Origin of the sequence: Acidocella sp. (assembly GCF_035535915.1) — a bacterium.
Taxonomy (GTDB): Bacteria; Pseudomonadota; Alphaproteobacteria; order Acetobacterales; family Acetobacteraceae; genus Acidocella.
The window spans coordinates 58,206-72,019 of the sequence record NZ_DATLPB010000024.1 but is presented as its reverse complement, the minus strand read 5'-3'; the positions used below and the strand labels follow the sequence as shown (position 1 = coordinate 72,019).

Below are 13,814 nucleotides of genomic sequence, written 5' to 3'. Positions count from 1 at the left end.
CGGCTCTAGGGCGGCGTTCAGCACTGGCCAAGATTAAAATTCGGCAAAGTTGGCGAAGCGTTCCGGTCAACTTCATTCGGGCAAGCCGCCGGGCATGAGGTTGAATCTGCTAAGCGCCACACCGTGGCTTCTGGCATGCTGCGCGCTGGCCGCCTGCGCTTCCTACCGTCCCGCGCCGCTTGTCACGGCGCCGCCGCTGCAGGACCGGCCGGGCGCCTTGGCCCATGTGCTGCCGGATGGACGTGTCCTCTCCGTGGCCGGCCCGCTCTCTTTGGCGGATGTGGCGGCGCTGGCGGTGCTCAACGACCCGGACCTGGCCGCCGCGCGCGCCCGGCACGACGTCGCTGCTGCCGAATTGCTGAACGCGGGCCTGCCGCCGGACCCCTCCATCAGCGGCGGCTTCGCGGCCCTGCTCGGTGGCCCCGCCTCGATGTCCTCCCTCTCGGCCGGGTTCATGGAGGATGTCGGCGCGCTGGTCACCTATAAGGCGGCGCGGCAGGCGGCGCGGGCCGGATTGGCGCAAATCGATGCCGGCATTCTGTGGCAGGAATGGCAGGTCGTCGCGCAGGCGGAGCAGCTCGACGTGGCGCTGGCGACCGATCGGGCGACGATCGCCAGCCTGCGCCAGGACGCGGCCGCGCTCGAGCCAGTGGACGCGGCGGTCCGCCGGCAGATCGCGCAATCCAACCAGACCCTGGCGGATGGCGCGCTCGCCCAGGCGGCGTTGGCCACGGTGCAGGCATCGCTCGACACGGAAGCGCAGAAAATGGCCGGGGATCGTGACCAGCTCGACGCGCTGCTCGGGCTTGTGCCCGGCACGGATGTGCCGCTTGCCCCGCCCGTGCCGGCGCCGCTGGCCCCGGCGGTCATCGCGCCCGCCATCGCCACGCTCGCGCAGCGCCGGCCGGATCTGATCGCGCTGCGTTACGGCTACGCCCAGGCGGACGCAAGGCTGCGCGCGTCCATCCTCGGCCAGTTCCTGCCGATCAGCCTGGGGGCTTCCGGCGGGCGCGACACGTCAGGCGTCTACTCGGCCGGGCCGCAAGTCACGCTGACCTTGCCGCTGTTCAACCGCAACCGAGGCGTGACCGCCGTGGCGTCGGCCAGCCGGGCCGAGCTTGCCGCGCAATACCAGGCAAGCCTGGCGGGCGCGGTCGGCGGCGCGCGGGCGCTCAGCGCCAGCATCGCCCTGCTGCAAACCCAGGCCGGTGCAGCCGCCGTGGCGGCGACCCGCGCCGCGGCCGCCGCCACGGCGGCGCGCCGGTCGTTCGACGAAGGCCAGATCACCGCCCTGGCCTTCGCCGGCCTGCAAAGTGCCGCCGGCGACCGCGCGCGGACGGAAATCAGCCTGCGCGGTCAGCTACAGACCGAGGAAATCTCGCTTGCCACATTGCTCGGGCTCGGCCTGCCGCCGCTCGGCCCGGCGCCCAAGGATTCCGCCTCATGAAGAAGTTGCTCGCTGCCGGCGCCCTGTTGCTGGCCGGCCTCCTCGCATTTTTCGCGCTGCGGCCCGGCCCCGCGCCGGCGGACGACAGCCCCGCCCCGGTGGCCGAAATCGACACCATCCAGCTCGTGCGGCGCACCGTGCCGGTGCATGTTCGGGCCTTCGGCAGCATCGTCGCCGGGCCGGCGGCGGCAACCATCACGCTCGCCGCGCCGGGGATCGTGGTTTCGGTGCAGGTCCGGCCCGGCCAGGCGGTGGCGGCGGGGCAGATTCTGGCGCACATCGCGCCGGACCCGCAATCGGTGGCGGATCTGCGCAAGGCCGAGGATGCCATGCAGGCCGCGCAGGCGGCGCGCGCGCATGTGGCGGCGCTGCTCGCCACGCACCTGGCGACCGCCGCCGATCTCGCGGCTTCCGTGCAGGCGGACAACGACGCCGCTTCCGGCTTGGCCGCCTTGCGTGCGCTGGGGACGGGCGTGAGCCGGACAGTGACGGCGCCCTTCGCCGGCATCGTCACAACCGTGACGGCCATGCCGGGCGGCGCCAGCCCGGCCGGGGCGCCCTTGTTCGGGCTGGCGGCGCCGAACGGCCTGGTGGCGGTGGCGGGCCTGCCGGAAGCGGCGGCGCGGCAGATTCAGCCCGGCGATGCGGCCATGCTCACGGCGCTCAATACCGGGACCAGACTGCGCGCCATCGTCACGCAGCGCGCCGCCATGCTCGACCCGCAAACCGGCCTCGTGGACGTCACGCTGGCGCCGCAAGGTGCCGTGCCGCTGGGCGAGCCCGTGGCGCTGACGATCACCGCCGGCAGCGTCACCGGCGATCCGGTGCCGCGCGACGCGGTGCTGGAGGACGCGCAGGGCGATTATGTCTTTCAGCTCGACGCGCGCGGCATCGCGCACCGCGAACCGGTGCGGGTGCTGGAAGCCGATGGGGCGACGAGCGTGCTCGCCCCCGATCTCGACGCCGCGTTGCCGCTCGTCACCACCGGCGCCTACCAGCTTGAGGACGGCATGGAAGCCTCCGTGCAGGGGCATAAGCCTTGAGCGTCACCGCCTGGCTGGACCGGCACCGCCGCTCGGTTCTCACCCTCGCCACGGCGCTGGCGCTGGCCGGCATTGCCGCCGCCTTGTCGCTGCCGATCGGGCTGTACCCGGAGACCTCCTTTCCGCGCGTGCGCATCAACATCGACGCCGGCAGCCAGCCGGCGGCGCAGATGGTGCTGCAGACGACGCGGCCGATCGAGCAGGCGGTGCGCGCCGTGCCCGGCGTGGTGGATGTGCTCTCCACCACCTCGCGCGGTTCGGCGCAGGTCACGGTCGATTTCGCCTGGGGCACGGACATGACGAGCGCGACGCTCGGCGTGAACGCGGCGATCGCGCAGATCCTCCCCGATCTGCCGCGCGGCGCGAATTACACCGTTCTGCGCATGACGCCGACTGTCTTCCCCTTCATGGCCTACGCGTTGACCTCACCCAGCGTGAGCCAGGTGGCGCTGCAGAATTTCGCGACCTACCGGCTGGTGCCGCTGCTCTCCGGCGTGCCGGGCATTGCGCGCGTGCAGGTGCAGGGCGGAGATACCGGCGAGGTGGAGGTGGATGCCGATCCGCGGCGCCTGGCGGCCTTTCATCTGACGCTCGACGATCTCGTCAACGCGCTCGCCGCTGCCGACACGCTGCAATCGGTGGGCAGGGTGGAGGATCATGAGCAGCTTTATCTGCTGATGGCCGCCAACGCGCTGCGCGGCCTGGGCGATGTGCGGCAGACCGTGATCCGCGCCGGCCCCACCGGCGTGGTGCGCCTGGACGATGTCGCCACAATCCGCATGGGCGTGGTGCCGCAATTCCTCAACGTGGACGCCAACGGCAAGCGCGCCGTGACATTGCTGCTCTATCAGCAGCCGGGCAGCGACATGGTGACGATCGCACGCCAGGTGGGCCAGGCGCTGGCAGGTTTCGCGCCGCAATTCCCGCCCGGCGTGGCCTTGAGCAAATGGTACGACCAAAGCACGCTGGTGCTCGCCGCCGCCGGTTCGGTGCGCGACGCGATCCTCGCCGGCATCGTGCTCGCCGCGATCGTGTTGCTGCTGTTCCTGCGCAACTGGCGCATCACGCTGCTCGCCGTCACCATCGTTCCCGCCTCGCTCGCCGCCGCCATGCTGGTGCTTTCCCTGCTCGGCATGAGCTTCAACATCATGACGCTGGGCGGGCTCGCCGCCTCGGTCGGGCTCGTTATCGACGACGTGATCGTGATGATCGAACATATCGCGCGCCGGAGTGAAGGCGGCGAGCAGCAGGAGGGGCGGCTTTGGGTGCTGAACGCGGGCGCCGAATTTTTCCGCCCGCTCACCGGCTCTTCCGCCGCGACGCTGATCGTGTTCGCGCCTCTTGGCTTTCTCTCAGGCGTCACTGGCGTGTTTTTCAAGGCGCTGTCGCTCACCATGGCCGCGACGCTGATCGCCTCCTGGGCGCTCACCGCACTCGCCGTGCCGCTGCTGGCTGGCAGCATCATCGATTTCAAAAGCTGGCAAGACCCCGGTGCGCGCCGCGACGATGCGCTCTCGCGCCTGCATGGGCGGTTGTTGGCCGGGCTGTTCCGCCGGCCCTTCCTGCTCGGCATCGCCGCCGCCGTGCTGATCGCCGTCGGCCTGTTCTCCTATCGCAATGTCCAGACCGGCTTCATCCCCAATCTCGATGAAGGCGGCTTCGTGATCGACTACCTCACCGCACCCGGCACATCGCTCACGGAAACCGAGCACGAGGTGCGCGAGATCGAAGCCATATTGCAGCGAGATCCCGCGGTCGCCAGCTATTCGGTGCGCGCCGGCGCCGGGTTCGGCGGCGACATCGCCGAATCCAACAAGGGGGATTTCCTCATCCGCCTGGTGCCGTTGGCGCGGCGGGAAGGCGTCGATACCGTGATGGGCCGCATCAGCGATGCGATCGCGGCGCATGTGCCCGGCGTGACCATCGATCCGCACCAGTTGATCGGCGATGAGATCGGCGACCTCACTGGCGTGCCGCAGCCGATCGAGATCAAGCTCGCCGCTTCCGATCCGACCGCGCTGGGGCCGGCGGCGCTGCGCGTCGCCGCGGCGATCCGCGCGATCAAGGGGGTCGATTCGGTGGATAACGGAATCATCCCGGCGGGCGATGCCATCGATATCAGGCTGGACCCGGTGCGCGCGGCCGCTCTGGGGTTGGATCCGGCGCGCGTTGCGGCGATGCTGCAGACCGAGATGGCCGGCACCGTGGCGACGCAGTTTGCCACGGCGGAGCAGCTGATCGGCGTGCGCGTGCGGCTTGCGGGCGCGGCGCGGCTTAACAGCGACGATCTGAAGATGCTGCCGATCGCCACGCCCTCCGGCGCGCTGGTGCCGCTCGGGGCCATCGCCAGCTTCAGCACGATCTCTGGCCAGCCGGAGATCACGCGGGAGAATTTGCAGCAGATTGTGGACGTGACGGCGCGGCTCACCGGGCGCGGGCTTGGCGCCGGCATTGCCGACGTGAAGGCGGCGCTGGCCAGGCCCGGCGTGTTGGGGCCGGGCGTGACCTACACGCTGGGCGGGCTGTACCAGCAGCAGCAGATCGCCTTTGCCGGGCTGGCGCGGGTTTTCGCCGCGGCCCTGCTCGCGGAGTTCGTGCTGCTGCTCGTGTTGTATGAGCGTTTCGCCTGGGCGCTCGCGATCATGAGTACCTCGCTGCTCTCCACCACCGCTGTGTTCACCGGGCTCTATGTCACCGGCCTTGAGCTCAACATCACGGCGCTGATGGGCATGGTGATGATCGTCGGCATCGCGACCGAGATGGCGATTTTCTATGTCTCGGAGTTCCAGCATTTGTCGACGCACATGGCGCGGCGCGAGGCCTTGCTCACCGCCAGCGCCAACCGGCTGCGGCCGATCGCCATGACCACGCTGGCGGCGATCCTCACTTTGCTGCCGCTGGCGCTCGATCTCGGCCAGGGGGCGGGGATGCAGCAGCCGCTCGCGGTGGCGATCATCGCCGGACTGCTGGTGCAGTTTCCGCTCGTGCTCCTGGCCCTGCCGGTGCTGCTCTCCTGGCTCGTAACACCGGGCGAGAGAACGCGCGTGACGATGCAAGGCTGATTGTTTCGGCAGGCATACTAACATTCAACCAAATGAAAGTGGAATGACGATGACATTGAGGACTGGAATGTTGCGCGCGGGATGCGCCGTTTGGCTGCTCGGCGCGGGTGCTGCGGTTGCGGCGCCGCCGGCCGCCCAGATCCCCCATTATACCCTGCAGGCGAGCATTCCGCTCGGCGGTCCGGACAAATGGGATTACGTCGCGTTCGACCCGGTCGATCAGCGCGTCTATGTCGCCCATGGCACGGGTGTGACAGTGATCGACGCCAGGCAGGACAAGGTGATCGGCACGCTCGGGGGCATCGACGGCGCCCATGGCACCGTGCCGATGCCGCAGCTTGGCAAGATCTTCGCTGATTCCGGCAAGACCGGCACCGTGATCGTGTATGACGACAAGAGTTTGGCACCGCTCGCGACCATTCCGGCGGTCGGCGATGCCGATGGCATGACATATGATGCGGCATCCGGCCGGGTGGTCGTGCTGGGCGGGGATTCCGCCTCGGCCGGCTTCATCGACCCGATGACCGACCGGTTGACGGCGACGCTGCCGCTCGGCGGTTCGCCCGAGGGCGCGGCGGTGGACGGCGCCGGCAAGATGTATGTCAATATTTCGGACCGCAACGAAATCGCGGTCGTCGATACCAGGACGCCGCGTGTCCTCGCCGACTGGAAGCTGACCGGCTGCAACGATCCGCATGGGTTGACGATGGATCCCTCGCACAAGAAGCTCTTCGTCTCCTGCCCGGCGGGCCATATGGCGGTGGTGTCGATCGCCAGCGGGCGGCAGATCGGGCTGGTGCGCATCGGTCGCGGCACCGATACGGCGGGTTTCGATCCGGTGCGTGACATCGCCCTGAGTTCGGATGGCGACGGCACGCTCGGCATCGTCGCCGATCGCGGCGTGGCGCTTGGCGATGTGCCGACGGAGAAGGGCGCGCGCACCATGGCCGTCGACCCGGCGACGGGCCGCGTGTTCATGGTCACCGCGACGGTCGAGCATGCAACCTGGCCGGCCGCGAGCGGGGCGCCGCATTTCGTGTTCGTGCCCGGTTCCGTACGCTTGCTCGTCTACAAGCCGTAAGCGGCCGTGGGGGCGTCGCGCCTGGCCGGATATGCCGAACCAGGCGCGGCGGCTCGTATCCGCTTAGAACGCAATAACCGTTCGCACGCCGGCGACCAGCTCGTTATGCAGGTTTTCCGCCGGATTGTCGGGATTGGGGATGCCGGCGCCGGGATTGACGATATACTGCACGTCCGGCTGGACTTGCAGCCACGGCGTAATCTGCGCCTGGTAGGTCAGTTCGATCAGTTCTTCGGTCCCGCGCGGCGGCATTCCCGCGGCGCGGTCCAGTGACGCGGCGCGGCTGCTCACCTGGCCCAGCCCGAAATCGATGCCGGCCTGGTCGTTGTCGCGGCCGGGCAGGGGGGCCGTTACCGTCACGCCGCCGTTGAAGGCGAAATTGATCAGATTCTGGTTGGTGGGCGCGCCCATGATCCTGGCGAAGACGTTGAGGGTGCGCGAGGTATCGGCGGCCGATTGCCACACCGTCTGATCCACCACGCCATAGAGGCTGTAATTGCCTTTATGCATGATCGGGTTGCCGTTGCTGTCCGGGGCCGAGAGCGGCAGCCCGTCGGTGCCGAGCAATTGATCCGGGAAGAAGCCGGTGTCGTACCAGCCGCCGAGCTTGTAGGTGCCGGGCAGCCCGCGCAGTTTGGTCGCATATTGCACTTCGGCGATGAACAGCGCGCCAGTGTTCAGGTTGAACCGCGTGCCGCTGACGTCCAATTTCTGGGCGTCATCTTCGAACGCGCCGCCGCCGGGATTGTCGTCGAACACGCCGGCCAGGACCGTCACGTTGTTGGCGGGCGTGCCGCGCAGGCGCACGCCCAGCGAGGACAGCGGATAGGCTGGGCCGCCGCCATAGAGATCGCTGGAGGGGAGCAGCGGCCAGCCGGCCGCCGTGTTCACGAACAGGCTGGAACCGGTGCTGATCAGGAATTCGTTGTCGATGCTCTGTTGGCCGATTTTGACATCGAATGAATTTTTGAAAAATTGCTGGTCGTACCAGAGTTCCCAGAGCCGGGTGGTGTTCTCGGCCTCGTTGCCGTTGGCGGTCTGCAGATCGTCCAGGTAAGCTGGGCTCAGCGGTTGCCCGTGAATCTGCAGCGCGCTGGCATGGAAAGCGCCGCCCTGCAGCCCGACCGCCTTGCCCAGATCCACATCCAGAGTGGCGGTGGTGACACCCTGCATCGTGCTGCCCTGCTTGACGCCGCCGGTGAGGTTGCCGAGCAGGTTTTCGCTGTCCGTCAGCCCGAGCGTGATGCCGTAATTGCCCAAGATCGTCCGCAGGCCGCCGACATCGCCGAGTAGATTGCTGCGCGTCCAGAGATTGGTCGGCGCTGAGGAGCTTTGCGGTGCCGTTTGCGCGGTTGCGGGCAATCCGCCGGAAAATGCTGAGACGATGGTTGCAGCGGGCAACAGGTTTCTACGAAGGGCCATCCAAAAAACCTTTAATCGGCGAGACGATGACGAGTCCATTTGGGACATCGTATGATTCACAATATCACTGATTTGTATATGATATAACGTATTATATATTTGTGATGTCCGATCTCGCCGTAAGCCTCAACCGCCCGTTGGCGGTGACTCCGCGTTAGGAAATCGCGTTTCGTCAGGCCGCGGCCGGATGCCGGGTTGCGGAGCGGCTGCAGGAGTGCGAATATTGGCGCGATGCGCCTGCGCCCTTTATTTGCCTGAACTGATCGATGCTTTGTAGGTCAGATTCCCCACCCGGCGCGGGAGCGCGGTCGCACGCACGGCCTCGGCGCCGCGGCGCCTGGCCCGACCCGGCGATGCCCGGTCGAGCGGTGCCATGTCCCTGACATTCCAGATCGCCCTCGGCCTCTCCATGGTGTTTGCCTCTGGGCTGATCCGCGGCTTCACCGGATTTGGCTTAAGCATCGCGGCGGTGCCGCTGCTGAGCCTGATCATGCCGCCCGCCCAGGCAATACCGATCGTGCTGTTGCTGCAATTGTTGATCAGCCTCAGCGGGCTGCGCGGGGCGCTGCAGATCTGCCACTGGCCGGACGTGCGCACGCTGGCGATCGGCGCGGTCATCGCCACCCCGCTCGGGGCCTGGGCGCTGGCGCGGCTGCCGGCGGCGCCCGTGCGCATCGCCATCGCCGTCATCGTGTTCGGCGCGGTGCTTGTGCTGGCAGGTGGCTTTCGCTTGAAATCGGGCGCCGGCCGGCACGTTTTGCCCTTCGGTCTGCTGTCGGGCCTGTTCAACGGGCTGGCCGGTCTGCCGGGCCCCCCGGTGATCGCCTATTTCCTGATGAGCCCGGCGGGTACGGCCGTGGCCCGGGCCTCGATGATCGTGTATTTTCTCGCCACTTCGGTGATCGCGCTGGCGCCGATGACGGCCCTTGGTCTGATCGGCCCGCGCAGCGTCGCGGGGGCGCTGATCGGGTTCCCGGTGGCCATGGCCGGATCGGCGCTCGGCGGCCGGATGTTCCAATCCAGCCCGGATGCGCATTACCGCTTCGTCGCGCTATGCCTGCTCGGGGTCGCCGCGGGCCTGGCCGCGATACGCGCGCTCGGCGCATTGTAAGAGCATTGCGGCCCGCCGGGTTGCCGGGAACTGGCTGAGCGATACTTGCCAGGCCGATGGCAGGCCTCTTTCATTTCAATGTCTCTTGAGATATTGAATCGTCATGGATGAACCGCAAGCCCTGACCGCGCTCTCCGCCTTGTCACAGGAAACGCGCCTGCGGATCGTGCGCCTGCTGGTCATGGCCGGGCCGGGGGGAATGCCGGCCGGGTCGATCGGCGATGAACTCGGGGCCAGTTCGTCCCGCCTGTCGTTTCATCTCACACATCTGGAACATGCGGGCCTGATTCAGTCCCGGCGGGAAGGGCGCTCGATCCGCTACAGCGCCGCCTATGAGGCATTGTCGGGTCTGATCGCCTTCCTGATGCGCGATTGCTGCCAGGGACGACCGGAAACCTGCCCACCGGCCGCGCTCGGCAACATCTGACGGTTTGAGGAGTTCGCAATGCCAGTCACCATCTATCACAACCCCGCCTGCGGCACCCCCGCAACGTCCTGGCGATGATCCGCAACAGCGGCGAAGAGCCGCGGATCATCGAGTATCTGAAGACGCCGCCCAGCCGCGTCGAACTGGTCGACCTGATTGCCCGCATGGGCGTGCCGGTGCGCGCGCTCCTCAGGGAGAAGGGCACGCCCTATCATGAGCTGGGTCTGGACAATCCGGCGCTGACCGACGCGGCGCTGATCGATGCGATGATGGCGCATCCGATCCTCATCAACCGCCCCATCGTGGTGACCGACCGGGGTGTGAAGCTATGCCGCCCCTCCGAAACGGTGCTGGACCTGCTGGCCAACCCGCAGAGTGGCGAGGGGGCGTGAGGGCGGCGCGCGGCTGGTGCGAGCGCGCATGAGCGACGCAGGATCGCGGAGCCGGCTCGTCGTCGTCTCCACGCTCGGCATCACCCAGACGCTCGCCTGGGGGTCGACCTATTACCTGCCGGCGGTGTTTGCCGATCCGGTCGCGGCGACCCTGCACATTTCGCGCACCTGGTTTTTCGGCATCTTCTCCGCCGCGCTGCTGCTCTCCGGCCTGCTCGGGCCGCTCGCCGGGCGGATGATCGACCGGCATGGCGGGCGGGATGTGCTGGCCGCGACCAATCTCATCTTCGCCGCCGGGCTGGTTCTGCTCGCCTTGGCCGCCAACCTCGCCGGGCTCGCTTTGGGCTGGGCGGTGATCGGCATCGGCATGGGGTTCGGGCTTTACGAGGCGGCGTTCGCCACGGCGGCCGGAATTTATGGCGCGGAGGCGCGGCGCGCGATCATCGGCATCACCCTGTTTGCGGGGTTCGCGAGCACGGTGGGCTGGCCGCTGAGCGCGGCGCTGATCCACGCGTTCGGCTGGCGCGGCGCGTGCCTCGGCTGGGCTCTGCTGCATCTCGGGCTTGGGCTGCCCGCCAACCGGCTGCTGGTGCCGCGGGCCAAGGCAGCCCCGCCGCCGGCCGCGGCGGCAGACGACACGGGCAAGGTGCCGTGGACGATGGTCGTGCTGGCCAGCGTGTTCGGGGCCACCTGGTTCGTGTCGACGGCGCTCGCCGCCCATCTGCCGCGCCTGCTCCAGGCGCTGGGCCTGGCGCCGGCGGAAGCGGTGTTTGCGGCGTCGCTGGTGGGCCCGGCGCAGGTGGCGGCACGGCTGGTGGAGTTCAGCCTGTTGCGGAACGCCTCGCCGATGCTCTCGGCGCGGCTCGCCACAATGCTGCACCCCACGGGCGCGGTGTGCCTCGCGCTCCTCGGGCCAATGGCGGCCATCCCGTTCGTGCTGCTGCACGGCGCGGGCAACGGGCTGCTGACGATCGCCCGCGGCACGCTGCCGCTCGCATTGTTCGGGGCGGCGGGATACGGGCTCAGGACCGGGCTCCTCGCCGCGCCCGCGCGGGTCTTGCAGGGGGCGGCGCCGCTGGTGTTCGGCCTCATCCTGGACCGCGATGGTCCGTGGTCCGCGCTGCTGCTCTCCGGCGGGCTGACGGCCGCCTCGTTTGTCGCCTTGTTGCTTCTTCGCCCGGCGGCTCGGCACGCTGCGGCCCAGGAAACCTGAAGACTGGCGCGGCAACGTGCGCGCCGGCACCGCGAACTTGCCCTGAGTCCCGATGCCCCGCATAGTCGCGTGTGCAAAATTAACGACATGACGTTTGCGCTGACTGAGGTGTAGCGGCGCGCCAATACGCGCGGGGGGATCATGGTTGCGATGCTGGCGGGAATTGGGGCGATTCTGGTTGCAGTGCTGCTCGCCGTGTGGACATGGCGCATCTCGGTGCGTGTGGAGCGGTTGCGCCGGCAGGCGGAAGATGCCGTGGCGGCAGCGGCGCGGCAGGGGCGCGACATGGTCGCCCAGAACGGGCTCGAGCAGAATCTCGATATGCTGCGGATGTCGCTGGAGGGGTTGGGGGAGCCGCGGCTCGAGGACGGCGCCTTATGGTTCGGCACGCACCGGGTGAATGGGGATTGCACGCTGGTCGATGCGGTGAAGACAAAATTCGGCGGCGCCGCGACGATTTTCCTGGGCGATCAGCGGATCGCGACGAATGTGCAGAACGCCGACGGGTCGCGCGCCCTCGGCACCAGGCTGGCGCCGGGGCCGGCCTATGAGCGTGTGCTGCGCCAGGGGCTGAGCTATCGCGGCCAGACGGAGATTTTCGGCGAGGCCTATCTGGCGCTCTACGAGCCGATCAGCGCTGACGGGGTGGTGATCGGCCTGCTATTCGCCGGGATCCGCAAGGCCTCAGCCATGGTGGAGGCCGAGCCGGCGCGCGCGCGCCGGGCGCGCGGGCTGGCGGCCATCGGCGCCGCGGTCGAGGCGCTGCGACGGATCATCCAGGAGCAGGCCGACGCCGCGGCGCAGGCGACCGCACAGCGCCAGGTCGCCGATGATGCCAGGCGGCGTCTCGATGCCGAACGCCAGAAGGCGACACGCCAGCAGAAGCTGGCCGTCGCAGCGCTCACCACGGGGCTGGAGCATCTGGCGTCCGGAGATCTCGCCTATCGGCTGACCGAGGCGCTGGCTGCCGATTACGAGAGGCTGCGAGCGGATTTCAACACCACGATCTCGACCCTGCAGGACACCATGCAAGCGATCTCTGCCGTGGCGCAGGGGGTCAGGTCAGGCGCTGACGAGATCACCCAGGCCTCGGATGATCTGTCGCGGCGCACCGAGCAGCAGGCGGCGAGCCTGGAAGAGACGGCGGCGGCGCTCGATGAGATCACCGCGACGGTGCGCCGCACCGCGGACAACACCAATGAAGCCCGCAACACCGTCGCGGCCGCGGAAGCGGACGCTGAACGGTCCGGCGCCGTGGTGCGAGACACGGTGGCCGCGATGAACGGCATCGAGACCTCGTCCCGGCAGATCGGCAACATCATTGGGCTGATCGACGAGATCGCCTTCCAGACCAATCTGCTGGCGCTCAATGCCGGGGTGGAGGCCGCGCGCGCCGGCGATGCAGGGCGCGGTTTCGCCGTGGTCGCGGCCGAGGTGCGGGCGCTGGCACAGCGTTGCGCCGATGCCGCGAAAGAGATCAAGGCGCTGATCTCCACCTCCGGCCAGCAGGTCGATGCCGGCGTGAGGCTGGTGGGCGAGACCGGCCGGGCGCTGGAACGGATCGTCGCGCAGGTGGCGCGGCTGAACGGCCTGGTGGCCGACATCGCCGCCTCGGCGCAGGAACAGGCGACCGGGCTGAACGAGGTCAACATCGCGGTCAACCAGATGGACCAGGTGACACAGCAGAACGCGGCAATGGTCGAGCAATCGAGTGCTGCCAGCCATAGTTTGGAAGGCGAGGCTGAGAAATTGGCCCGCCTGATCCGTCAGTTCCGCATCGATGAGAGCGCCGTGGCGCCGGTGCTCGAACGGACCGCGCTCCCAGTCGAGATCGCCCGATAATTTTTATCCTTTACACGAAATTTTCATCTGTTCATTGGCAACGACAAGCGAAACCTTCTTGATCACGCTCTCACCGAACAACGCGTAAGGCGATGATGTGTCCGTAAAGGTCGCCGGCACGTTGTCCAACGTGCAGTCTCCGACTTTCAGCTTTTTGATGTCGACGGAATATGTTTGGATCGCTGAGCCGTCGGAGAGGGTTGCCAATTGGTAAGATTTAGGAATGGTGATGCCCATTGATTTCGCGGAAGAGATCGGCAGGTTGAGCATTGTCGCCCCCGTGTCCACGAGGAATGTCACGGGTTTGTTATTGACGGAACCATCAACAAAGTAAACGCCGAGATGCGGGTCGGCGGAGACGACGAGGGATTTGGTGGGGGCCGGCGAGCAAGCGAGAAGCGCGAGCGGCAGGAATAATGAAACATATTTCGGGAAAATCATTTGTGGAGTTCCAGTAATTCAAAGGTTACGTCAGCAGGATTTGGCCCGCAGCGCGGAGGCCGCTCATGCATCGTGACGCTCGTCGAGGGGCACATCCCTGTGATGTTGGGGTACCAAGGGGCGCGCGGCAACATGCCGATGAGCCACGCGCCGTGCACACGCGGCATCGCGGCCGGCCTCGGCGAGGCTGTGCACGACGTCTTGCTCCCTTTGACCAATGAATTTGGCAGGAAGCATATGTTCGGGGCACCTCGGCGAAAATAGACAGACGTGGCGCGCCCATCGAAAGAGTCACCCAAAATGGCAATCCGCATGGCCGGTAGTAGAGCGATT

10 protein-coding genes and 1 pseudogene are annotated in these 13,814 nt (G+C 67.7%); 9 read left to right on the top strand and 2 right to left on the bottom strand.

Going from position 1 to position 13,814, the window contains the following annotated elements:
* The first annotated feature begins 94 nt into the window (after positions 1–94).
* Genes VNC39_RS03215 through VNC39_RS03200 form a run of 4 tightly spaced genes read left to right on the top strand, consistent with a single transcriptional unit; the run spans position 95 to position 6,633 of the window.
* Entirely contained in the window at positions 95–1,447 is a 1,353-nt protein-coding gene (locus VNC39_RS03215) for a TolC family protein (RefSeq protein WP_325396101.1), read from the top strand.
* Positions 1,444–2,490, top strand: coding sequence for an efflux RND transporter periplasmic adaptor subunit (locus VNC39_RS03210; RefSeq protein ID WP_325396099.1), 1,047 nt, complete (start codon positions 1,444–1,446; stop codon positions 2,488–2,490). Before VNC39_RS03215 ends, VNC39_RS03210 begins: the two co-directional genes overlap by 4 nt.
* The gene (locus VNC39_RS03205) at positions 2,487–5,552 is read left to right on the top strand and encodes an efflux RND transporter permease subunit (protein WP_325396097.1); all 3,066 of its coding nucleotides are present in this window, start codon (positions 2,487–2,489) and stop codon (positions 5,550–5,552) included. The genes VNC39_RS03210 and VNC39_RS03205 overlap by 4 nt, the downstream gene beginning before the upstream one ends.
* Positions 5,553–5,595: 43 nt before the next feature.
* Entirely contained in the window at positions 5,596–6,633 is a 1,038-nt protein-coding gene (locus VNC39_RS03200) for a YncE family protein (RefSeq protein ID WP_325396095.1), read from the top strand.
* Positions 6,634–6,696: 63 nt separating this feature from the next.
* Here the strand turns inward: VNC39_RS03200 and VNC39_RS03195 are convergent, their stop codons facing one another.
* Entirely contained in the window at positions 6,697–8,055 is a 1,359-nt protein-coding gene (locus VNC39_RS03195; protein WP_325396093.1) for a carbohydrate porin, read from the bottom strand.
* Positions 8,056–8,428: 373 nt separating this feature from the next.
* Between VNC39_RS03195 and VNC39_RS03190 the strand changes: the two genes are divergently transcribed.
* From VNC39_RS03190 to VNC39_RS03170, 5 genes and pseudogenes are all read left to right on the top strand, one after another.
* Positions 8,429–9,166 (top strand): sulfite exporter TauE/SafE family protein, encoded by a 738-nt coding sequence (locus VNC39_RS03190; protein WP_325396091.1) that lies wholly within the window; start codon positions 8,429–8,431, stop codon positions 9,164–9,166.
* A gap of 103 nt (positions 9,167–9,269) precedes the next feature.
* The gene (locus tag VNC39_RS03185; RefSeq protein WP_325396089.1) at positions 9,270–9,593 is read left to right on the top strand and encodes an ArsR/SmtB family transcription factor; all 324 of its coding nucleotides are present in this window, start codon (positions 9,270–9,272) and stop codon (positions 9,591–9,593) included.
* 18 nt (positions 9,594–9,611) lie between these two features.
* A pseudogene (gene arsC / locus VNC39_RS03180) lies at positions 9,612–9,985 on the top strand (arsenate reductase (glutaredoxin)).
* 28 nt (positions 9,986–10,013) lie between these two features.
* Positions 10,014–11,198: an MFS transporter gene (locus tag VNC39_RS03175; protein ID WP_325396087.1), complete on the top strand. Its 1,185-nt coding sequence runs from the start codon at positions 10,014–10,016 to the stop codon at positions 11,196–11,198.
* 141 nt (positions 11,199–11,339) lie between these two features.
* Positions 11,340–13,040, top strand: coding sequence for a methyl-accepting chemotaxis protein (locus VNC39_RS03170; RefSeq protein ID WP_325396085.1), 1,701 nt, complete (start codon positions 11,340–11,342; stop codon positions 13,038–13,040).
* Positions 13,041–13,043: 3 nt separating this feature from the next.
* Here the strand turns inward: VNC39_RS03170 and VNC39_RS03165 are convergent, their stop codons facing one another.
* The gene (locus VNC39_RS03165; protein WP_325396083.1) at positions 13,044–13,481 is read right to left on the bottom strand and encodes a retropepsin-like aspartic protease family protein; all 438 of its coding nucleotides are present in this window, start codon (positions 13,479–13,481) and stop codon (positions 13,044–13,046) included.
* Between the last annotated feature and the right edge of the window lie 333 nt (positions 13,482–13,814).

Excerpts from the sequence above, each read along its gene's own strand:
- VNC39_RS03215 (WP_325396101.1), top strand. The coding sequence starts at position 95 with ATGAGGTTGAATCTGCTAAGCGCCACACCGTGGCTTCTGGCATGCTGC.
- VNC39_RS03210 (WP_325396099.1), top strand. The coding sequence starts at position 1,444 with ATGAAGAAGTTGCTCGCTGCCGGCGCCCTGTTGCTGGCCGGCCTCCTC.
- VNC39_RS03200 (WP_325396095.1), top strand. The coding sequence starts at position 5,596 with ATGACGATGACATTGAGGACTGGAATGTTGCGCGCGGGATGCGCCGTT.
- VNC39_RS03195 (WP_325396093.1), bottom strand. The coding sequence starts at position 8,055 with ATGGCCCTTCGTAGAAACCTGTTGCCCGCTGCAACCATCGTCTCAGCA.
- VNC39_RS03190 (WP_325396091.1), top strand. The coding sequence starts at position 8,429 with ATGTCCCTGACATTCCAGATCGCCCTCGGCCTCTCCATGGTGTTTGCC.
- VNC39_RS03185 (WP_325396089.1), top strand. The coding sequence starts at position 9,270 with ATGGATGAACCGCAAGCCCTGACCGCGCTCTCCGCCTTGTCACAGGAA.
- VNC39_RS03175 (WP_325396087.1), top strand. The coding sequence starts at position 10,014 with ATGAGCGACGCAGGATCGCGGAGCCGGCTCGTCGTCGTCTCCACGCTC.
- VNC39_RS03170 (WP_325396085.1), top strand. The coding sequence starts at position 11,340 with ATGGTTGCGATGCTGGCGGGAATTGGGGCGATTCTGGTTGCAGTGCTG.
- VNC39_RS03165 (WP_325396083.1), bottom strand. The coding sequence starts at position 13,481 with ATGATTTTCCCGAAATATGTTTCATTATTCCTGCCGCTCGCGCTTCTC.